Here is a 22,990-nt window from a genome sequence, read left to right as displayed (position 1 = left end):
CGGAGTCTTAACCCCATGGCGGCTATGGAACTGATCAACGAACTACAAGGGCTTGGGGTGGAACTCTGGACCGAGTCCGAACAACTGCGTTTTCGCGCGGCCAAAGGCCTGCTGACGGAGCGGCACAAGCAGAGGTTGCGGGAACACAAATTACAAATTATCGAAATACTGAACGCGGCTCAATCAGTCGCTGGCAACGACCAGGGTTTGGGAGTGGTGGTCGAGGCCGACGTGGAAAATCGGCATGCGCCTTTCCCTTTAAGCGATGTGCAGACCGCCTATCTGTTGGGGCGGCAAAATGCATTTGGCTATGGGGGCGTTGCTTGTCACGGTTACCTGGAGCTGGAATACCCGGGATTAAACCCAAAAGGCTTGCAGGAAGCCTGGAACCAATTGATTGAGCGTCACCCAATGTTGCGGGTGGTTATCGAGCAGGAGGGATACCAGCGGATTCTCCCCCAAGTGCCGCACTACGAAATGCAAAGCCAGGACCTCACCGGTTTGGACGAAGCGGACCTGGAGCTTGCCTTGGAATCGGTGAGAGATGAACTGGGCCACCGCAACTACCCCATTGGTGAGTGGCCCATGTTCGAGCTGCGCCATACCCGCACAGATATGGGTCATATAGTACATTTCTCTATGGATGCACTGATCGCGGACTGGGCCAGTGCGGGCATTTTATTTAATGAGCTCGATCTCCTGCTGTCTCACCCGAGCGCAGTCCTGCCAGCACTGGAAATTGATTTTCGCGATTACCTGCTGGCCGAACGAAGTCTATTGGACAGCCAGGGCTACCAAAATGATCGTCGCTATTGGTTGGATCGCCTTGAGCAACTGCCGGCGGCACCTGAGTTACCGGTATTGCCGCCCGCTTCAGAGGCGGAATCTGTACGTTTTGATCGCCGCCACTATCGCTTGGACACGGCGCACTGGCAGACACTGAAGCAGCGAGCCGGTACTGCTGGCTTGACCGCGTCGGTTGCTGTTCTGGCTGCCTATGGAGCGGTATTGCAGCGGTGGAGCCGCCAGCCATGCTTCAGCCTGAGTCTTACCTTATTGAATCGGCTGCTCTTACACCCTCAGGTTAACCAGCTGATCGGTGATTTTACTTCGGTCAGTGTATTGGCGATTGGTGATTCCAATGGAAAAACCTTTCGCGATTGGGCGGCTGGCATTGGCGAACAGCTGTTCAGTGATATTGATCACCGCTTGTTCTCCGGTGTGGAAGTACTGCGGGAAATGTCCCGTGCGCGCGGACCCGAGGCCGCATTGATGCCGGTGGTATTTACCAGTGCTATTGGGCTGGGAGATAGCGAAAAACCCGCTAGCGGTAGAAAGTCCGGCAGGGGAATTACCCAGACACCGCAAGTCACCCTGGATTGCCAGGTGAGAGATGATGCCGAAGGCCTGGAAATTAACTGGGACGTGCGCCAGGGCGTTTTTCCATCGGGCCTGGTGGAGGATATGTTCGCGGCCTTTACCGGCTTGTTGAATGCGCTTGCCGCTGGCGGCGACGGGCAATGGCTAGGCAAATCTCCGGTTTCTTTACCCGAGTGGCAGCAACAGGAGAGGCTTCAGGTCAATCAAACCGATGGACTAGTTCCTTCAGAGTTATTGCATCAGGGCGTATTTGCCCAGGCAGCGGCAACGCCGGAAGCTACTGCCATTATTGATAGCAATGGCAGTGTGAGTTATGGCGACCTGGCAAAAAAAGCGGCGGGTATCGCCAAATCGCTGGGCAAAGAAGGTTTCCAGCTGGGTGGCCGCGTGGCCATTGCAATGCCGAAAGGGCGAGAGCAAATAGCGGCGACCCTCGGTGTGCTCCTGGCCGGTGGTATCTATTTGCCACTGGACGCGGCACAACCGGAAATACGGCTCAATAAATTGTTGCTGAGTGCAGAGGCGGAATACGTCCTGACACTCAGCGACATCGCCGCGCAAATTAAGTGGCCATCAGAAGTGCAGGTGATCAGTGTAGATACCCTGGCACCTGAAACCGAGATCCCGGTAGCCAGTAATGGCGACCCGGAGCAGCTGGCTTATGTAATTTACACCTCCGGCTCTACCGGCGAGCCCAAGGGTGTGATGATTAATCATCGGGCCGCTTTAAATACGGTGCTGGATATTAATCGCCGCTTCGAAGTGGGCCCGGGCGACCGTATTTTGGGGCTGGCCCAACTCAGTTTTGACTTGTCGGTCTACGATATTTTTGGCCCCTTGGCAGCCGGTGCGATTTTGGTGCTGCCCGATCCGGCCCGCGGTGCAGACCCTTCACATTGGGCGGAGGTCATGGATGAGCACCGGGTGACATTGTGGAACTCTGTCCCCGCGCAGTTGCAAATGCTGGCCACCTATCTGGATACAGAGCCTCGGCCGCTGTCCGAATGGCGATTGGCAATGCTATCGGGAGATTGGATTCCGGTTACTTTACCGGAACATATCAGGCGCCATGTGCCAGCACTGGACCTGATCGGCATGGGTGGGGCTACGGAAGCTGCAATCTGGTCCAACTACCACCGTATTGAGCGAGTCGATCCTGCCTGGAGCAGTATTCCCTATGGCGTGCCGCTGACGAACCAGGGTTTCCGGGTGCTGGATAGCCAGTTGCGCGATGCCCCTGTGTGGGTGGCGGGCGAGCTGATGATTACTGGCCTGGGGTTGGCCGATGGTTACCTCGGTGATGCGGCCTTCTCTGAACAGAAATTCTTCTCTCACCCGGTGGATGGCCAGCGCCTTTACCGCACCGGCGATTTGGGCCGCTATTTGCCCGGTGGCGAACTCGAATTCCTGGGCCGTGAAGACGGGCAGGTAAAAATTCGCGGACACCGTATCGAACTGGGAGAAGTGGAGTCTGCATTATTGGCCCACCCCGCAGTGTCAGCAGCAACGGCGGTGATTGAGAAGAAAGAGGGCGGCTCGCGAGCGGATTTAAATCTGTTGGGTTTTGTGGAAAGTCGTCGCATGGATGATGCCGAGCCGGCGGTTATCGATCCCGAGCTGGTAAATTCGGTACGTCATTTTGCGCACTACCAGGCCGGTGAGCCGGAAGCTGTCAGTGTCGGTGACTATGTGCAGGCGCTTGAAAAAGCGGCCCTGTTGTCGATGCTTCACGGCTTGATGGGCCTGGGGGTATTTGCAGATTGCGAGCAGGGATACAGTGCAGAAGAAATTCTTTCGCTAGCGGAAGTCCACGAAAAGCATCACTGGCTGGTGCGTCGTTGGTTGGACCTTCTCGTTAATGCAAGGCTGCTCAGCTTATCCACGATCAGCGCCGCAGCTGAGGAAAAATATACGCGTACCCGGGCAGTCGACGTATCTGCTGTTGACGAAGCGTGGAAGCGCGTTGAACAGGGAATTGAAAGCGGTTTTTGTAATCGGGAATTCCTGCAATATCACCGGGATCATGTCGAGTTATTACCCCGGTTACTAGCGAATCAACAAAATCCGTTTGAATTGTTGTTCCCCCAGGGTGACCAGCAGGTGGCTTTGTCCCTCTATCGGGACGATCTTATTGCCCGCTATAACAATGCCGCCGTTGCCGCATTAATTAACCGCATTGCCGCCCAGAGCGATAGAGGGTTAACGGTTCTTGAGCTGGGTGCTGGCACAGGGGCTACCAGTGCGTCGGTTATTCCCATGTTGGATGGATATGACGTTGACTATCTATTTACCGACATGACTGCATTTTTCCTGACTGAGGCTCGCCGTCAATTTAAAGAGTGGCCTTGGGTGCGCTTCGGGTTAATGGATCTCAATACAGACTATCGCGCCCAGGGTTTGGCGCCCAATAGTGCAGATGTCATTTTATGTGCCGGGATGCTCAACAGTACCCGAGATCCAGAGGCGGCTATTGCCAGTGCTGTCAAATTGCTGGCGCCCGGCGGCTGGTTAATCCTGACTGAGCCAACGGTGGATCACGCCCATATCCTGCTCACCCAGGGTTTTATGATGGCCCCCGCCGGTGATGATCGCGCTTGTGGTGCGACCAAGTTCCTGTCTATCGAAAAATGGCAATCGCTGTTAAAAGCCCATGGCGCTGGCCAAGTGCTCTGCCTGCCGGAAGATGAGCATCCTTTGTCTGCTTTTGGTATGAACTTATTGGCCGCGCAGATGAAAACTGACCGGCAGTATTTGAGTGCCGGGAAACTGCGGGACTTTTTAGCGAATAGATTGCCCGCGCATATGGTGCCCGCCCATTTACAAGTTCTCGACCAGCTGCCGCTCACCGCCAATGGCAAAGTCGATCGCAAAATGCTGGCCGGTTGGCGACCTGCGACTGGAGACGCGCAAGAGGCTGCCCACTCAGAACAGATGGACCCTCTGGAAACGGCTCTGTGCAAGCTCTGGGCTAACGCACTGGGCCTCGATAATGTGGGCCGACAGGACAGCTTTTTCGATCTCGGTGGTGACTCGCTGATTATGGCGCGGGTTGCAGGGCGCTTGTTGGAAGAGATTCCCGAGGCAAAATCGTTCACTTACGACGCCTTGTTGCGCCATATGCTCAATGGACCAACCGTTGCGGCATTGGCCAGAGCACTGAGAGTCGAGCCGGATGCCGCTGCCGAGGAACACGCAGACACTGATAGCAACAACCTGGTTGCAACTACCCGCGAGGGCAGCAACTCCTTGATGGTGCCTTTCAGTCATAAGGGCGAGGGTAAAGGGGCATCCAAAGAAGAGGCGCCGGTACGGATTATGTTCCATGCGGCCCTGGGTACCCTGGATTATTTCCAGCACCTGGGCAAAGCGCTTGCGGCCCAGGATTTGGGTCCGGTCATTGGAATTGCTGTCGCCGATACAGAAACGTATCTGTCCATTGATGCCAAAGAGTTAATCGAGCGCACCGCCGATGATTACGCCCAGAGAATCATCGACGAGGGCTATCAGCGTTGCCAGCTAATTGGCTACTGCCTGGGCGGCCTGCTGGCGACGGAAGTTTCGCGCAGACTGCTGGAGCGCGGTGTCGATGTGATTGACCTGAGCCTGATCGACAGTATCCCAATGTTTGTGGATACCGATGAAGAGCTGGCTTTCGAAGCGATTTTTGCCCCCAATCTCAATCTCGACCCGGTAAAAGCGGTATTTGGTGAGCATATCGGGAGCGAAGATATTTCCCGCGCGATCGAGACCTTAATGCAGAAACACAGCGGTCGTGTTCCTGCCGGTGCAATGGCAGAACTTGATGGTGATGCCGGGCTTAAAGCGGTCGCCGAAGCCGTGCGGCAACGTTCACAACTCACCCAGGAACAGCGCCTGGCCGGTTACACCGAGTTGGCCTCTGCCCAGGCGGGTGTGCCGGTTGAAGCCGCGATGATACCGGGGCTTTTCCGGGTGTGCCGACACAGTATGCGCGCCGCCTGTTTTGACCTGCCTCCTTATATTGGCGATATGACCTACTTGCGCTGCCAGGAAGAGCAATCCTTCGGTGTCACTGCCGGCGTAGGGCATATGGCTGCGCCTTATTGGCAGGATGTTTGTCTGGGTGATTTTGAATTAATCCATGTGCCGGGCAATCACTTCAGCGTGATGGAGCCGCCACAGGTTGCCACTGTCGTTGAGCTCTTGGCAAAACCATTACAGCGCGGTAAAGCGGGCGAATAGATGGCTGAGCACATTTTGCCAAATTCTAACTTGCGAAAGCCCAACCTGCGGGAACTGATGCGTCCATTTCGTAGCCTCGTGTGGCTGGGGGTGGTGCTCGGTGCCTGTGGTGCGCTCACTTCACTGATTCCTTTTATCGGTATCGTTGAGCTGGCTCGCCTGTTCCTGACGCCCGATATCAGTGATATCGCCGATGCGATTATTCCCGTTGTATTCGCGATAGTTGCCGGGCTGGCGATGGGTTGGATCTGCACCGTGATCGGTTTGTGGTTAACCCATATTGCCGACCAGCGTATGCAGGCGGAACTGCGACGGGCCCTGGTGCGGAAATTGGGACAGGTGCCCCTGGGTTGGTACAGCGAACACACCTCCGGCGCGGTGCGCAAAGCGGTGCAAGACGACCTTGATGATCTTCACCATATGGTTGCGCATCACCAGGTGGAGTTGGCTGCAGCGTTTGTCCTGCCACTGGCGGGCCTGGGTTATTTATCCTGGCTCGACTGGCGCTTGGCCCTGTTGGCAGTACTCACCCTGCCAGTTTATCTGGTGTCCTACGCCTGGATGATGCGTGGTTTCGGGGAAAAAATGCAGCAGCTGGATAAGGACTTTGCTCGGGTCAGTGCTGCGATTGTTGAATTTGTTCACGGTATTGCGGTGGTCAAGGTTTTCTCGCAAACCGGCCGCGCCCACAAAAATTACCAACAGGCTGTTGAGGATTTCAGCCGCCGTTACACGGGCTGGGTGACACCGCTTGTCCGTTTGGAGGCCGTGACGTCTCTGGCCCTGTCGGTGCCAGTCATTATGTTGGTGAGTTTGTCTGGGGGCGCCTGGCTGGTAGTGAATACAGGTATTCAGCCGATTGATGTTCTCGCAACAACGCTGATCGCCGTGATGATTCCCCAGACCATCCTCACCTTGAGCCAGGGGCTGACCGCCCAGCAAAAAGCCAAAGCTGCCGCAGGCAGGATCGATCAACTATTGGGGGTTGCGCCCCTGGCTGTTACCTCTGAACCCAAAGAGCCCAAAGGTGCAGGGCTGCTCTTTAAGCAGGTCAGTTTTGCCTACACCCAGGATCGGCCGGTATTAAGCGATATTAATTTGCGCTGTCGCCCCGGTTCGATCACGGCTTTGGTTGGGAGTTCCGGTGCCGGGAAATCCACCCTGGCCAAGCTGGTGCCCCGTTTTTATGACGTGACTCAGGGTGCTGTACTCCTGGGGGGCGTCGATGTCCGTGATATTGCGCCAGACAATTTATATCGACATGTGGGTTTTGTACTTCAGGAGACCCAACTGTTGGCTGGCACTGTGGCAGACAACTTGCGCCTTGGGCGCCCGGATGCCAGTGACCAGGATTTGGAGGATGCAGCGCGCAGTGCCTGCATCCATGAACACATTTTAAGTTTCCCCCAAGGATACCAGGCGGTTATTGGCAAGGATGCCTTTTTTTCTGGTGGAGAAGCGCAGCGCCTAAGTATCGCGCGCACGCTTTTAGCAGATGCCCCTGTGTTGATTTTGGATGAAGCCACAGCCCATGCCGATCCGGAGTCCGAAGCGCAAATTCAGCAGGCTTTATCCTGCCTGGTGCGCAATCGCACGGTACTGGTGATTGCCCATAAGCTGCACACCATCACCGGTGTCGATCAGATTGCGGTCCTGGACGGCGGCCGCTTGGTTGAATGCGGAAGTCACCGGCAATTGTTGGCTGAGGGCAAGCACTACGCGGAATTATGGCGTTTGTACAACAGTGCGGAAAAGAATGAAAAAGCAATGAGTGGTGAGGCTCAGGTTACTAGCGGGGTCTCATCATGATTCGCAGTTTGCTCGCCATTCTCGGACCCGCGTATCGCCGTGAAGTTGGCATTTATGCGGTATGGCTTCTCGCCTATGGGGTTTTACAGGGAATCGCGGTGACACTTCTGGTGCCCCTGCTCAGCTCACTGTTGGCCTCTGAGATGCAGGCGGTTGGCTTTTGGTTGATCGCTCTGTTCTCGGTTGTTGTGATCGCCTGCGTTGCCCGCTACCAGCAAACCGTTAAAGGGGCGGCACTGGCCATTCTGGTATTGAAAACCCTGCATAATCGGTTGGGTGAACACCTCTCTCAACTTCCCCTGGGTTGGTTCAACCCCGAAAAAGTGGGTCGTGTATCCCGCAGTGCAACCGGGGGCACCTTGATGGTGACCAATATCTTTGCACATCTGCTACCCCCTGTTGTCAGCGGCGTTGTCACTCCTCTGACAGTGGGGGTGGCGATGCTGTGGTTTGACTGGCGACTGGGGCTGACCGCTTTGTTGTTTGTGCCCCTGATTTATATCGGCCATCGCTGGTCCGCCCAGTGGATAGGCGCCATGGAAACAGAAGTGGATGCTGCCGGTGCCCGCGCCAGTAGCCGGGTAGTGGAGTTTGCCCGCAATCAAGCGGTACTCAGGTCTTTTGGCAAAAATGTCAGCAGTTACCCCCCACTGGAAGAGGCGATTGCCGGGCAAAGCAGAGCGGCGGGTTCCATGTTGCGGCAGACCTTCCCCCGTTTGTTTGCAGGGGGATTTACGGTGCAACTCGCCTTCGCCGCGGTTACTGTCGTGGGCATTTGGCTCACGCTCCATCAACAACTTCCCCCTATCGAATTGGTGGCTTTGCTAGCTTTGGCGGCCCGATTTACCGGTCCTCTGGCGGAACTCGCCGGGCGCAGTGGTCTGCTGCGCATGGCCGGTAATGATCTACGCAGACTGGCCGCTATTCTTTTTGAGCAGCCGCTACCTCAGCCATCCAAGCCTCAGTCATTTACCGAGCAAATCGGATTGGTTGAATTTTCAAACGTGAATTTCAGCTACGAGCCGGGGCAACCGGTATTGAAGGATCTTTCCTTTAGGGCTTCTCCGGGTACCACTACAGCGATAGTCGGCGCATCAGGCTCCGGTAAAACCACCATCACCCGTTTGTTGCTGCGTTTTTTTGATACCGACCAGGGCCAGGTAAAAGTGGGCGGGGTGGATGTGCGGCAACTGCGCACAGAAGACCTGATGCGGCAAGTCTCTATCGTTATGCAGGATGTGTATCTGTTCAGCGACACCCTGGAAGCGAATATTCGTTTGAGCTGTCCCGAAGCCAGTCAGGAAGAACTGGAACGTGTGGCGAAACTGGCTGGCGTGGATGAGATTATCGAGCGCTTGCCGCAGGGGTGGCAGACTCAGGTGGGGGAGGGAGGCGCTGCACTTTCCGGCGGCGAACGCCAGCGGGTTTCCATCGCCCGCGCCCTATTAAAAGCCGCACCGATCGTTGTGCTGGATGAAGCGACAGCGGCACTGGACCCGCGCAATGAAAAATACCTGAACAGCTCCCTGAGGCAGTTACAACAGGGTTCCACTCTTATTGTGATCGCCCATCAATTGTCCACCGTGATGAATGCGGACCAAATTATCGTACTTGATGCAGGTACTGTGGCCGAGATTGGAAATCACCGGGAATTGTTATCCCAGCAAGGCCTGTACGCACATTTTTGGCACCAGCGCAGCCGTGCAACTGGCTGGCAACTGGTTGAGACCGATACGGAGGTGAGCTTGTGACAATTGCGATTTTAGGTGGCTACGGCGATGTGGGCGCAGCCGTTACCGGTTATTTACAGTCCCTGGAAGTGGGCCCTTTGCGTATCGGTGGTCGCAATGCACATAAACAGCCGCTATCCAGTAATTCAGTTGTTTCTTATCAGGCGGTGGACTACCTGGATACAGCCTCGCTGGATCAGTTTGTATCCGGTTGTAAGGTTCTGATCAATTGCGCAGGACCTTCACATTTAATTGGCGACAGGGTTGCCAAGGCTGCGGCACAAGTGGGGGCAGCCTATATCGATGTTGCTGGCGATGAGGCTCTCTATGAGCAACTCGATTTATCCTATTACCAGAGCCGTGGATTGATCGCAGTTTTATCAGCCGGCTTACAGCCGGGGCTTAGTAGCCTGCTACCACGCTGGCTGGCTGAGCAGGAATTTTCGCAGGTAGAGAGCCTGACCAGTTATTTCGGCCTGCGCGATCGGTTTACCGATGTCGCTGCCGATGATTATTTACAAGGCGCCAACGAACAGCACAGCAAGCCCTTGGCGGCCTGGCGTAATGGTCGCCGTTTGAACGGTGTACTGAAACGCCGCTCCGATGTGGAGCTGCCGTTTTTCCCAGACACAGCCACGGTTCTCCCGTATTTAAACAGTGAAAGCGAGCGTTTGGCCCGGGACTTATCCCTCTCTGAAGGCGATTGGTATAACGCGATTACCGGCTCTCATATCTTGTCGGCATTTAATAGCGCCCATGGTTTGAGCCGCGACGAAGCGCGGGCAGCGCTGTGTCGGGCCAGTGCGCTGGATCTGGCGGGGCGCCATCCTTATGTGGTCATGCTTTTGCAGCTTACCGGTAGATACAGCGGGCAAGAGCGCACTCGCACGGCGGCGTTGCGGGGCACCGGTAATGCAGATCTAACAGCAGCGGTAGCCGCAGTTACCACTTTGGCTGTACTTCGCGATGAAATCCCAGCGGGTTGTCACTACTGCGCCCAAGTATTGCCGCCGGCGTCAGCGATGGAGCGCATGTCGGAGATTGGGGCATTCAGTTTTTTAACCACCCTGGAAACAAGTATTGAAGATATGGAGTGCCTTGAGGAGGGAGCCATTTGAAAAACCTAACACCTCCAACTGCCAATACCGTCCATGAGGCTGGGCTGGCCGCTCTACCTGCTGAGCTGACGGTAGACAGTGGTTTGGCGCAACTGCCTGGCGCAATGCAGAGGCTGGAATTCATCAGCCTGTGGGCGATTATGGAGTTGCTTTCTTCCAGCGGCGCGTTGACCGCCGAAAATGTCGGGCGCAGCAGTGACGAAATTATTAATACACTGGGTGCCGCTTCCCGACACCACTGGCTGGTTCGCCGCTGGCTGGTGGCCTTGGTTGAACGAGAGTTTTTGAAGCTCAGTAATGGCAACTATTCCTGGGAGCAAATTCCCGAGAGTGCAGCTGGGGCAGATAAATTACCAGAGGCCTACGATGCGCTGGGATTTCCCCCGGAAATGGCTCAGTCTCATCAAAAGTTCCTCACGCATTTGGCTGAACTGGTGCGGGATCAGGTCTCCATTAATCAACTGCTATTCGAGAATGGAGAAATACTAACCGCATTGGCCGCCTACCAGAACAACTGGTTTACGACTTATCTCAATTATGCGGCGGCGAGCATTGTCAAACAGGCCGTAAAACCCGGTCCTATGTTAAGAGTGCTCGAATTAGGCGGTGGAGCGGGTCTAACCACTGCTGCAATCTTAGATACTCTGGCTGGCAGGCCGATTAATTATCGCTTTACGGATATATCGCCTCTATTCACCACCGCTGCCCAGAAGAAATTCCGCAATCACATCGGTTTGCGCTGCAGCCTGCTCGATATCAATGCGGATTTCACCGCGCAGTCAATCCCAGCAGCCAGCACCGACATTGTTGTGGCTGGCAATGTTTTGCACAACGCCGCTCATATTGGCCAGACCTTACAGCGTATTCGTCGTTCTCTGGTCACCGGTGGCTGGCTGTTGTTTAGCGAATCCACTCGGGAAAACCATGCCATGTTAACGGCAATGCAGTTTCTTCTTTCTCCCGCAAAATCGGAGCCTCTTCTGGGGAGCGAAGACCGGAGAGGGGGAACCGACCAGGTGTTTATCGACAGCACAGCATGGCAGGAAGAACTGGTTGTGGCCGGCTTTGAGGTTAAGTGCTTCTTACCTGCATCGACATCGCCATTATCGGTCGCGGGTCAGACTCTATTTTTTGCGATAGCTGTTTAAGGAGCTGTAATGAAAAATGAAGTAATAACAGCGGAAATCTTAAGTGGGTTAGAACAGCTGGGGGAAGCACCGGCATTATCCTTTGGTGGCCATGAGTGGAGTGGCAGCCAGGTACTGGCCTGGACAAACTCCGTGGCAGAAAACCTGGGTGAGCAGCTGGATATCTTGCAAGGTAAAGCACTGCTGTTACCTGCCAATAGTTGCGAAGAAGCAGTGCGACTGCTTTTGCACTTGGTGGCGCTAAGGTTGGGGATCGGGTTTGAAACTGAAGCCCCGACTAATGCAGAGGGTGAGCCCCTGGCAATTAAAGTACAAACCCCAGATTTATTGGAAGTCGTTCAAGAAGAACTTTCCCTGTTGTTAACAGACAAGGGGATGATAAAGGCTGACACCGCTGAAGCAAATTTCACACTGTATAAATCCCAAAAAGAGTCGCTAAGGGCTCTTCAGGGCAGTGTAGGGGTATTTTCCCCTCTCAATAAATTTTCTCGATTTGCCATTTTTGCAGCATGGAGTTGTGGGCTTGCTGTCTATTTGCAGCCGCCTGAAATCAATCCCGCAAAAGCACTGGTCGTATTGGAACGCTCGGGGTTTAGCGGAGTGATACTGCCGGCAACTTTATTAAAGGGGTTGGTCGCACATCCCGCAATTGCCCTGACAAACCTGAAAAATCTGCGATGTCTGCTCTATGAAACCGAAGTTTTGTTGCCACAACCCTTGTTGCAGGATGCTCGTCGCTTATTAACCAGTGATATAGCCGGTTGGATCTCTTCCAAGGTGGGTATAGAACCTGTTGCAAAGGCGGAGCAGGCGTTGACCCAAAAGCTTGAGGCCATTACTGAGAGCGTTGCGAAACATCCCGCCGTCGCCAACTCTGCCACTGTGCCCCTAACCGGGGGCGACCGCTGGGCTGTGTTTGCACAAGCTAAGGTACTGGAGAAGATACAGGACAAACCTGGCATGCTCGATATGGCTGGGTTATTTGAGGGTATCAATACCGAGTTGGATACAGAGTTTGCCCATATTGACTTGGAGCATGCGGTAAAGGTTACCGAACAGCTTAACGCTACCGCTTTGCTATCTATGCTGAATGCCTTTAGTCACCTGGGACTGTTTTGTGAGCAGCACTCAGCACACAGTTTGGCAGAGATACTCGAAACCCCACCGATTGCCCAACAGCACCGAGCCTTGATTAAACGTTGGATCAGGGTTTTGCAGGAGCAACAGTTACTGAGTGCTGACGGTGACAGCTGGCGTGTCGAGGTTGATCCAGGCAGCTACAGTGATACCGCTCTTGCCCAGGCCTGGGACCAACTGGAACAGGATTGGCGAGCACTCTCTGGAGCTAGCAAAACGATCGATTATGCCCGCGCTAATGCGGAGCAATTACCAGATTTGATTCTAGGCAAAGTCCAGGCTGTGCACCTGCTGTTCCCCCGTGGCAGCACTGAGTTGGCGAGTGCGCTTTACCGGGAGGGTATAGCTGCCAGGTACCAACAGCGTGCAGTCAGTGCTTTATTGAAGTCCATTTTAAATAACTGGGAAGGGCAGCCACAGCCCCTGAAAATTTTAGAGGTTGGTGCAGGCACCGGTGCGACAACCCTGGCCCTCTTGCCCGTGTTGGACGGTGCCAGTGGTCATACCCAGTTTGATTATCAGTTCACGGATATCTCTGCGGCTTTTCTCGACAGCTTTTTCGCACGACATGGTGATCAGAAGCAACGCCCCTGGTTGCGCCGTGGTTTGTTTGATATTGATCGTCCGCTGCGGAGACAGGGATTTTCTCCAAATAGCTTCGACGTAATTATTGCTGGTGGTGTTTTTAATGCCGCTCATAACACAGATGCCTCACTGCGAAGAGTGGCTGAGTTATTGCGCCCGGGAGGTTGGTTCATTATGACCGAGCCAACCAGTGAGGAGTTCTGGGTAATGGCTTCACAGGCATTTATGTTGGTTGATGCCGTCGACGAACGTACGGATTCCGGTGCAACATTTCTGTCACTTTCCCAGTGGCACAATGCCCTGGAGGCTGCCGGATTAGAGTTGGCTATGGATTTGCCAGTATCTGAACACCCCCTATCCAGGCAAGGACATCGCTTCTTTGCCTGTAGAGCCAAACAAAATCAAATGCGTCTGACTGCGGATTGCCTGGCCGAATATATCGATCATTTTGATTCAGATATTTGTATCGAGGTTTTGGACCAGTTGCCTTTGACGATTGACGGTGAGGTAGACAACGCCCAGTTGCAGGAATGGGCTCAGTCCATGGGCAGCCATCAGGGAGATTCGTCCTATGGGAGTTGATAAGCGCAAACGAGTTGTCGTTGCAGGGACAGGCTTTGGCCGTATTTATCTCGAAGCCCTGACTTCCTCCAGATTACCCGGTCGGGATTATTTTGAATTGGCCGGTTTATTGGCTCGGGGTAGTGATTATTCCAGAAGTTGTGCCGAACAATATGGGGTGCCGCTTTATACCGAGGCTGAGCAAATTCCCGATGACATCGACATAGTCTGTGTTGTTGTTCGTTCAGGGGCAACGGGGGGCGAGGGTTCTGAATTGGCCCAATCGCTACTCAAGCGCGGTATTCATGTATTGCAGGAGCACCCGGTCCACACCAAGGAAATTACTGCAAACCTGCTGGCGGCAAAGCAGGGAAATGCGGCTTACGCGGTTAATACGCTATATCCAAATTTGCGTCCCACCAGGCAATTTTTGGCAGCGGCCGAATATTTACGTTGGCACCAGCGCCTGGAAATGGTCGATGCTATCTGCAACAGCCAGATGGCCTATCCGCTGCTGGATGTAATTGGCCGCGCGGTAGGTGGCCTTCGCCCCTGGTCTTTTAGTGAGCCGGAGCACGCTGAAGGACACCCTTTTCAAAGTTTATCGGCCACTCTTGGCGGAGTGCCCTTGACGTTGCGCATACAAAATCAGGTGCACCCACAGGACCCGGACAATCACTCCCTGTTACTGCATCGACTTGCCATAGGTAGTGAGGGGGGTGTTCTAACTCTGGCCGATACCCACGGCCCCGTGCTGTGGAATCCAAGGCTGCATTCACCACGGGATCAAACAGGCAGGCTGATACTGAGCGGTGAGGGTACCGAGCGATTGGCGGTGCCCAGCATGGTAACCCTGGGTGATTCGGACATGCGCAGTTATCACGATATTTTTGCCCTCACCTGGCCTGAGGCCGTGATTCAGGCTCTGCATTCCCTGTGCGCCGATATCGCGCAACCTGAAAGACGCAGGCAAAGCGGCCAGTGGGCATTGAGTGTGTCGATGGCATGGAGTGATTTAACTGCGCGTATCGGTATGCCGGCATTAATCCAGCCCGGGGAACCGGAGCCAGTATCAGTGCAGGCGCTTACCGATATTGTTAGCCAGGCTTGCGACTAAAAGAATACGCAAATAGCACAAAAAGTGATTACGGAATTTTTACTGATAAACGGGGTTAGGAGGAGAGATGCAAAAGCAATCAGGGTTGATCGTTGAAGGGCTCTTTAAGACTTATAAAAACGGGGTGAAAGCGCTAAACGGTGTTGATTTGGAAGTTGGCCCCGGAATGTATGGATTACTCGGGCCTAATGGTGCCGGGAAAAGTAGTTTGATGCGCACTTTGGCAACCCTGCAAACACCAGATAGTGGTCGGATTATTCTCGATGGTGTGGATGTTCTGGCAAATCCGGATTTTATGCGCAGTAAATTGGGTTATTTACCGCAACATATTGGCGCTTACCCCGGGATTACCGCGCGGACATTATTGGATCGTTTTGCCTGGCTTAAAGGTTTTACCCAAACGAGTACAAGGCGCCGCGAAGTGGACAGGCTTTTGGAGCAGGTCAATTTGGCCGATGTGGCCGATCGAGCTGTATCAACTTATTCCGGCGGCATGTTGCGCCGCTTTGGTATTGCCATTGCACTTATCGGTGAGCCGCGCCTAATTATTGTCGACGAACCCACAGCAGGCCTGGACCCCGCTGAGCGCAACCGCTTTCACTGTGTTTTGGCGGATGTCGCGGCGGATGCCATTGTATTGCTCTCCACCCATATCGTTGAAGATATCGAAAACCTGTGTCAGCGCCTGGCGATATTGGCCTCAGGGCGCATCGTCGTTGAGGGGACAGCCCCGGAAGTGACTGCTCCCCATAAAGACAAGATGTGGCAAGCACTGATTCCTCGCGGTGAGCAGTTACCGGCATCCCTGCACAATATTGCCAAGCCCGATGGTACCCAGGTAATCGTACACGGTGAGAAACCCGAAGACCCGCGCTTTACGGCCCATACCCCGCGTCTGGAAGATATTTATCACCTGGCGATTGAGCAGGTAAAAGACCAGCGGGAGGCGGCATGAATAAGCTGGCGCTTATTGCCCATGAGGCAAAGCTGGAAATAAGGGCCGGTTTTAGCAGCGGCATTGTGGCATTGGCCTTTTGGGGGCTGGTGATCTACCTGCTTTTGAATTTGGTAAACGCAGACTATATGCAAAAAATGGGGGCTACGGATATCCCCCGGAACTCGCCATCGCTCATTTACCTGATGGGTGCTGGGTGTATGTTCTTCCAGTTTTTTGCCTGGGCCTGGGTATTCTCACAACCGATTCTGCGCGATCGCAAAGCCAGTTTGCACGAAGTCATTTATACAACCCCGAATTCCTTGAAAGTTATGCTTTGGGGGCGGTTTATCGGTGCAGCGGTGATAGGAGCCATATTAAGTGCATCGGCACTGGTGGGCTTTTTATTCTCGCCGGTATTGGTCTGGATGGGCTTACTGCCTGAAGCGGCGATTGGCCCAGCCCCCTGGAAAGCCCTCGGCTTTGCATGGATCTGGTTACAGATCCCTGCCAGCGTCGGTATCGGTGCTCTGTATTTTATTATGACACTGCGCACTCGAAGCCTGGCAGGTCCCTTTGGGCTCGCTGCGGCTTTGATGATGTTGTGGATGTTTGCTGTGATCGTGCTTCAGGGTGCAAGCATTAATCCGCAGTTGGCTGCGGTAATGGACCCTTCGCTGTTTACTTTCGTTTATACGGAAGTTACCTCCTGGACACCTTTGCAAAAATCCTCTTCTTTATTGCCCTTTACCCTGGGTTCGGTATTAAACCGGATTTTTTGGTGTCTCTTACCGCTGCTTGCTTTAGCTGCCTGCTTGAAATACCTGAGAAGGGAGTCCCTGATTCTGGAAGGGGCAGCCAAATCTTCTCGCACTAAAGCCAGTAAAAAGACAGCTGCCAGTGAAGTAGTAGATCTCTCTCCATCGAAGCCGGATAGCGCATCGCTTGGCCGTAGCCTGCGTCAATTAATGCTGGAAGCCCGTTGGAGGCTGCTCCATGTATGGGGTAGCCGGGCCTGGTGGGTTGGTGTGGTGATACTCGTCGTGATGGGGGTCGTCAGCTCTTTTACCCAAATTATCTGGCATGCGGAAGGGCCTATGGCACCGCGTTTGGAAATGCTGTTGCCGCTTCTCAAGGATGTTATTTTTCTTGTGATTGCATTTGTGATCGCAGCGCTGACTGGCTTGGTATGCCGCAGGGATCAGGTGCCAGGGTTTGAGGATATGCTGGCTGCTACCCCAGCGCCGGACTATCTGCGCCTGTTTGGTGTTGCCCTTACGGTATTTGCTATGACGGTGCTGTTGGCACTGCTACCGGGGTTATCGGGCATCTTTGCCGTGCTTCTTTCTGCACCGGCCTCTGTCGATGTAGGCCAGGCATTTACCTACCAGTTGTTGATAGTGACAGCGCCGTTATTAGAGTTGTCGATGATGGTGCTCCTGGTGCATGCGCTATTCCGCCATGCGGGCTTTGCCTACTCCATGTCAATGTTCGTGACCTTTATCTTGGTACTGAATCATGAGTTGGAGCTGGTGCATTACCCTCCCTATGAAGTGGGTATTACTGCACATATCCAACTGTCGGCTCTCAGTGGTTGGGAACCCTGGATCGGTTATTTGTTCGCCCTGGATGGATTCAAAGTTGCGCTCGCCGTATTGATGGTCGGCCTGGCTGCTCTATGGGTTCCAAGGGGATTGGATAGCCGCATGTCTCGGGGTTTTGCCCTGATTCGCTCTCGCCTTATAGCCCCTCAGGGTGCCTTGGTGGCTTGTTCCGCTCTATTTCTTCTTGGACTGGGTACTGTACTGGAAGACAAGTTGGTAGTGCAGGGAGGTTATCAATCACCGGAGCAACTGAAGCGGGAAGATGCAGCCTGGGAAGCATACTGGTTGCCGAAAGCCAGTGAGTTTGAAGTATCTGGCGGTGATCTGAAAATCAGTATCAACCCGGATAATCAGACAGTGGAAGCTGAGTGGCAATTGCTCCAAGTTCAGGTTGATGGACAGGGCCTGTATTTTGAATTGCCTAATGGATTTGTCCTGGTGAACGCTTTAGTGGATGGCCGTGAAGTAACGGCTGAACAACGTTACGACCATATGTCCCTGCCAATCTCAGGCTGCCCTGAGCCAGGTTGTAATATCAAACTATCGTGGCAACTGACTGCTCCCGGCTGGTCAGCTGAGGGGGAGCCCTCGGGGCTGACACCCGGCGGAGTCTGGTTACAAGCCAGTGATATTGTTCCGCGTCTGGGCATTGATCCCGAGCGTATTTTGCGGGTTCCCGCAGAGCGCGAAGCACTGGGTTTAAGCCGTGAGTTTACGCTGCCAACCGCACAGCTTGCCACAACCCTTGAGGGCGCGGCCCCTTCAGGGGACTGGCGCTGGCAAGTTCGTATTAAAAGCGCTGACAAGCCTGTCTTCAGCGAACACGGCAGTACAACTGGTCCCTTGGATTTCGTCATTCAATGGGCACCTGATACGGAACTTGCAGTATTCGATGGTTTTGAAATTGCCCATGATTCCAGCCGCTCTACTATGGTTCCTGCCATTGCAAAAGATGTGGGGCAGATGCAGGCCTGCGTTAATGAGCGGCTGGGTACGGATATCGAAATTAAGCGGATTGCCCAGTGGCCAAGAGGGCTCGGCGAGACTCGAGCCAGCGGTACCTTGCTGCAATTGTCCGAAGGGCCTCACTGGGATATCGCCGATGAGGGAACAGGACGTTGGCTGAGGCGGGTTGATATTGCCCGAGCCTTGGCCAGGCAGCATCTTGTTGCCAGGTCGGATTTACGACGTATTGCCAGTTCGGCATGGCTCAGCGATGGCGTTTCGGGAGCGATAGGCCTGCTGTGTGTTGCAGAAATCGACGGTATCGAAGTACTTGATGATGTACTGGTCCGCTACTCCGACAAGACGACTAGAGATTTGGCAGGTAGCGAGATTCCTGTTGAACGATTAAGCACAGCGCCGATTTCTGGTTGGGCTCGCTATTACGCGCCGGTCGCCGCACTGGATTGGACTCTTCACCAAACCCCGGAATCCCTGTCTGCAATACTCGATGATATTCAGCAGCAGAAAAATATCGAGAGTGTGCTGAACGCCTATGTGGGCGTGACCCGTACACAAAATATGCTCGGGGCTCCTCTCTCGTCAGCTTTAACAGTCGAGTATTTGGAGACGGGCCAGATACGCCTGGATGGGCAGCGTTGGCGCTGGGAGAAAGGGGGGTGGCAGCCGGTTACCGAAACTGCCAGCTATCGTTTATTGACCGATATCAATGAGCTGGATGCTGAGGTCATCAATGAAAATATGCTGATTGATCGTCTGCCTTCGAAACAGGTATTGGCGCTGGATGTTTGGCCATCCTATCAGCGTGATCCAGCGCAGAACTTACTCGGAAGGACGAAAGTCCCTGCGAAATAGCCACATCAAGATTTCATTTTTACTTAAACACAGGAAGCTTTGATCAATGCCCAGTAAAATTCTAAATAAAAAAAGAAAGATTGCGCAGCAAATTTCATTATTGTCAGCCACCTTATTAACTACCTCTATGGTCCACTCTGCAGTGGAAACTACGAATACCGATAGCCTGTCGGACACTGAACTGGAAGTTGTAGTGGTTACTGCCCGACACTCTAAGGAGAACGCCAGAGATATTCCCTTTAGTGTGAATGCGATCGATGGAGATACCCTGCAAAACAGGTTGTTACTCAATGTGGAGGATGCTCTGCGCAGTGTGCCTGGGGTTGATGTTTATTCTTCAAGTGGGGCTGTGGACGCCAATATCCGCATTCGCGGAGTTGGCTCTCTAACCCAGGTGAACAAGGATGACGGTTCCGTTGTTGTGAATATTGATGGCGTATCCATGCCAGCGGGAAATGTTTCTCTTGGCACATTGGATATCGACAGACTGGAAATACTGAAAGGTCCACAGGGCACTTTGTTCGGGCGCAACAGCGAAGCTGGCGCCATAAATATAATTACCAACAAGCCAACCCGGGATTTAGAAGCTTACGGGCGCATTGAAGCCGGTGAGCAAAGCCAGCGGCTATACGAAGCAGTCGTCAGTGGCCCCTTTTCTGACTCGCTTAGTGGCCGTTTGGCGGTCCGCCACACAAGTGAGGATCACTGGATAGAAAATATCACTAATGGCGATCCTATGACACAACCCGATGCTCTGGCGTTTCGAGGTAGCCTGCTATGGGATCTCAGTCCAGACACTTCAGCTTTGGTTATCGCAGAGAGGCAGCATCAGGAAGGTTTCCTGAACCTGCAGTTATTGCAGCCCTTTACCGATAATCCCGGCAGTGAGCATACACCGGGAGTATTCGATAACAATAATAAAACTATTGAACGCTTCTCCATAGAAATTAATCACCAATGGAATCGCAGTCAATTGACCGCGATTACCGCATTGGTCAATACAGACTTTGACTACCTGACCGGATTTGACAGCACCACAGCCGGCGCTGTATTCAATTTCCCGGTAGAGTATCTTCGCGGCGATCAGCAGGAAGAGCGCACTATCAGCCAGGATCTACGACTGTCTTCGTTACCCGAGGCCACTTCATTCTGGGTGGTCGGGGTGAATCTGTCCCAGGCTGAAAGAAGCTTTGATTCGATGGATTTGATTAGAAGCAGTAGCCAGGACCGAGACTATGATACGGATAGTCAAGCGGTCTATGGTGAGCTGACACTTCCTCTGAGTGACGCAATAAAATTCACAGCGGGTCTGCGCTATACCCGCGACAGCAAAACCTATGTGGCTGAATACACCAGTTTTATTCCGGCCATTGGTGAATTTGTACAGCAAGATCAACGCAACCTGGATGACAACTATGCAACAGGCCGATTGGCTCTCAGCTATGCAGTCTCCGATTCAACGAATATTTATACCGTGGCGGCTCGCGGCTATAAGGCAGGTGGATTTAATGACTTTGCCACGCAGCCGCTCGATAGTCTGCCCTATAGACCAGCCAAGGTCGATACGCTTGAGGTGGGCTTTAAAAGCGAATCGGAGCGCCTCAGGCTCGAGGGAGCGGTTTTCTTTAATCAGGCCGACGACGACCATTTAATCGGTTTTGATTTTGTAACTTTTGCCACCAACGCGGTGAATGCCGATACGGAAACTTTCGGTGCGGAACTTGAAGGTAGTTGGCTAATCACGGAAGGATTCAGTGTGGCGGCTGGATTGAGCTTTTTGGATACTGCGATCATCAACGATGTGCCAGGTGTTTCCGGTGGCTTTGTCGCTGCAGGAAACGAGGTGCCTGATGTGCCGCGCTGGAGCACGAACCTTTCTTTAAATTTTTATCGCCCATTGCCAGACTTTATGGGGCTACAGGCGCCAGCGCTGAATGCCAGCGTAAATTACCGATACGTGGATGAGCGACCGGCTGATCCGCAAAACCATTTTGATCTCACAGCTTACGACAAATTGGATTTGCGCTTGGCATTACAGACTGAGCATATTGAAGTCTATCTGTGGGCAGACAATTTGCTCGACGAACAGTATGAATTATATGGCTATGTAAATAGTGATTTTGCACCTACCGCACGGATAGGGGCACCTGCGCGGGATCGTCTGATCGGTCTAGGCGCAATTTACACCTTTTAAAAATTTTCCGGAAACGGCGAATGATCCAAATTTGTCGTTTCTGGTTTATTCTCGCTAAAGGGACAATTGAATATGAAAAAGAAGTTCACAAGGAGGAAGCGGGGTGCAGCTGCTTTATTATTTGGCGCATTTATATCTACTGGCCTTTTTATATGGGCAGTGAGAGTAGAGTTATTTTTTTCTCCTAACAGCGTAACCATGCTATTGGACCAGGAGGAACGCCATAACAATGCGCCTCTCAGTGGGTCTACACAGTCCATTAATCGGTTTTACTCAAAGCTCAGGAAGCTAGACAAGATCACGCCAAATTTTAATTCTGATACTAAAAAACTTGAATTGACAGTAGCCTCAAGTTCCGATCCTAGTAAGAAAGAAGAAGTTGTATTCTTTGAGGAAATTGAATCCCGCTTCTTGACGCCATTGCTTCCCTATGCACGCGCAGAAAAGCTATCGGAATTCGACAGTTTTAATCTTATGCTTGCTGAATACGCGAGAAATGGCGTTAGCCTAAGCCGCCAGCATAGTAATAAGGTATTGGGGTCATTCCATGGTGGCAGGGATTTCTTTGATCCGTTTGCACAGGAATATAACTATAAGGAAGGAATAATTGGCCCCAATGAGAATGTTACGCCAAAGCGTATGTCTATAATTAATAATTGCTTGTCACCGGGATTGTGGGAAATCAACGCACAGGATTCTGTCGGTGAGATGTACCACGGCTGGTTTTCCATGCCGAAAGACCAGTATTTTTCCATGATAAGGGTTAACAATGATCTTAAAGTATCTGACTTAAAACTTCGTTTCGCGCTTCGATACAACAAAAATGCGGAAGTTCTTTTGGAGTTGGAAAGGCTTAGAAAGGAAATAAAAACATTGTATGCTGGCAAGGCCCAGTTAGCCTCGAATAAAGTGATTGGCAGTTATTCCTCACAAGATTCCCGCCGCAAAGTACAGCGTCAATTTTTTAACATAAAACGTGATGGAGAAATCATAAATGCTAAGTATTTTTCAGATTTGCGCAGCGGTGATATTTTTGAACTTTACGCCTTTATTCCGCCTGGAATTTATTCCACCGAAAAGTTACAAACTATTACCTACAATCCCGACTGGCAGGAAATAGAGATAAGAGAGGTACAACCTCTGACGCAATTCAAAGGTAACCAATCACAATTTGATGACATGGGTTATATCGAGCTGGTTTTGTACTCTTCGGATCGAAGTCACGCTTTTATCATTGGCAATATCCCAATCGCCTTGCTTGTTATGCAAGAGGACTATGATATTCCCGCGCTGGGTGTTGGCGTGTTACCGGCATCCGAGCCCATTGAGCGCCGTTATTTACGATTTAAAGAAGGGCCTTCACCACACTATGCCTATATGGCGCGTATCAAGGAGGGCAAATTCTACGGCGTGAACAATCATGAGTATGGCATTGAGCAAATTTATCTAAGACCCTTTGAAAAAGAAGGCAGCCCATTTCTTCGAATTACTTTTGTATCGTATGAAAGGATTATGGATGTCTTGGAAGTGGAGGTTCCACTCAATGAACTGGTCTTTGATCGTATCCGGTTGGCTAGCAATAATTATCGCAGACCCCTATTTAGGACTTATTTGGATTCAAATATTCTATAAAA

Annotated in this window: 11 protein-coding genes; all 11 read left to right on the top strand. The window is 52.7% G+C overall.

What is annotated here, in order from left to right:
* Nucleotides 1-15: 15 nt before the first annotated feature.
* The 11 genes from M8T91_RS09085 (at nt 16) to M8T91_RS09035 (ending at nt 22,988) form a co-directional block, all read left to right on the top strand.
* Nucleotides 16-5,601 (top strand): non-ribosomal peptide synthetase, encoded by a 5,586-nt coding sequence (locus M8T91_RS09085; protein ID WP_301418931.1) that lies wholly within the window; start codon nt 16-18, stop codon nt 5,599-5,601.
* Complete coding sequence (locus tag M8T91_RS09080) at nt 5,602-7,410, top strand: ABC transporter ATP-binding protein (protein WP_301418929.1); 1,809 nt, start codon at nt 5,602-5,604, stop codon at nt 7,408-7,410.
* The gene (locus tag M8T91_RS09075) at nt 7,407-9,161 is read left to right on the top strand and encodes an ABC transporter ATP-binding protein (RefSeq protein ID WP_301418927.1); all 1,755 of its coding nucleotides are present in this window, start codon (nt 7,407-7,409) and stop codon (nt 9,159-9,161) included. The genes M8T91_RS09080 and M8T91_RS09075 overlap by 4 nt, the downstream gene beginning before the upstream one ends.
* Nucleotides 9,158-10,258, top strand: coding sequence for a saccharopine dehydrogenase NADP-binding domain-containing protein (locus M8T91_RS09070; protein WP_301418925.1), 1,101 nt, complete (start codon nt 9,158-9,160; stop codon nt 10,256-10,258). Before M8T91_RS09075 ends, M8T91_RS09070 begins: the two co-directional genes overlap by 4 nt.
* A complete protein-coding gene (locus M8T91_RS09065; protein ID WP_301418922.1) occupies nt 10,255-11,406 on the top strand; it encodes a class I SAM-dependent methyltransferase in 1,152 nt (383 codons plus the stop codon). Before M8T91_RS09070 ends, M8T91_RS09065 begins: the two co-directional genes overlap by 4 nt.
* 9 nt (nt 11,407-11,415) lie before the next feature.
* A complete protein-coding gene (locus tag M8T91_RS09060) occupies nt 11,416-13,710 on the top strand; it encodes a methyltransferase (protein ID WP_301418920.1) in 2,295 nt (764 codons plus the stop codon).
* Nucleotides 13,700-14,806 (top strand): Gfo/Idh/MocA family oxidoreductase, encoded by a 1,107-nt coding sequence (locus M8T91_RS09055; RefSeq protein WP_301418918.1) that lies wholly within the window; start codon nt 13,700-13,702, stop codon nt 14,804-14,806. The genes M8T91_RS09060 and M8T91_RS09055 overlap by 11 nt, the downstream gene beginning before the upstream one ends.
* A gap of 67 nt (nt 14,807-14,873) precedes the next feature.
* Nucleotides 14,874-15,761, top strand: coding sequence for an ABC transporter ATP-binding protein (locus M8T91_RS09050; protein WP_301418917.1), 888 nt, complete (start codon nt 14,874-14,876; stop codon nt 15,759-15,761).
* Complete coding sequence (locus M8T91_RS09045; RefSeq protein ID WP_301418915.1) at nt 15,758-19,162, top strand: ABC transporter permease; 3,405 nt, start codon at nt 15,758-15,760, stop codon at nt 19,160-19,162. Before M8T91_RS09050 ends, M8T91_RS09045 begins: the two co-directional genes overlap by 4 nt.
* 142 nt (nt 19,163-19,304) lie before the next feature.
* A complete protein-coding gene (locus M8T91_RS09040) occupies nt 19,305-21,356 on the top strand; it encodes a TonB-dependent receptor (RefSeq protein WP_301418913.1) in 2,052 nt (683 codons plus the stop codon).
* Nucleotides 21,357-21,428: 72 nt separating this feature from the next.
* Entirely contained in the window at nt 21,429-22,988 is a 1,560-nt protein-coding gene (locus M8T91_RS09035; protein WP_301418911.1) for a hypothetical protein, read from the top strand.
* Nucleotides 22,989-22,990: the final 2 nt, after the last annotated feature.

Origin of the sequence: Microbulbifer sp. MI-G (assembly GCF_030440425.1) — a bacterium.
Lineage (GTDB): Bacteria > Pseudomonadota > Gammaproteobacteria > Pseudomonadales > Cellvibrionaceae > Microbulbifer > Microbulbifer spongiae.
The sequence above is the reverse complement of the archived record's forward strand: the minus strand, read 5'-3'. Positions and strand labels throughout refer to the sequence as shown.

Coding starts and splice junctions, on each gene's coding strand:
- M8T91_RS09085 (WP_301418931.1), top strand. CDS start 16: ATGGCGGCTATGGAACTGATCAACGAACTACAAGGGCTTGGGGTGGAA.
- M8T91_RS09080 (WP_301418929.1), top strand. CDS start 5,602: ATGGCTGAGCACATTTTGCCAAATTCTAACTTGCGAAAGCCCAACCTG.
- M8T91_RS09075 (WP_301418927.1), top strand. CDS start 7,407: ATGATTCGCAGTTTGCTCGCCATTCTCGGACCCGCGTATCGCCGTGAA.
- M8T91_RS09060 (WP_301418920.1), top strand. CDS start 11,416: ATGAAAAATGAAGTAATAACAGCGGAAATCTTAAGTGGGTTAGAACAG.
- M8T91_RS09055 (WP_301418918.1), top strand. CDS start 13,700: ATGGGAGTTGATAAGCGCAAACGAGTTGTCGTTGCAGGGACAGGCTTT.
- M8T91_RS09050 (WP_301418917.1), top strand. CDS start 14,874: ATGCAAAAGCAATCAGGGTTGATCGTTGAAGGGCTCTTTAAGACTTAT.
- M8T91_RS09045 (WP_301418915.1), top strand. CDS start 15,758: ATGAATAAGCTGGCGCTTATTGCCCATGAGGCAAAGCTGGAAATAAGG.
- M8T91_RS09035 (WP_301418911.1), top strand. CDS start 21,429: ATGAAAAAGAAGTTCACAAGGAGGAAGCGGGGTGCAGCTGCTTTATTA.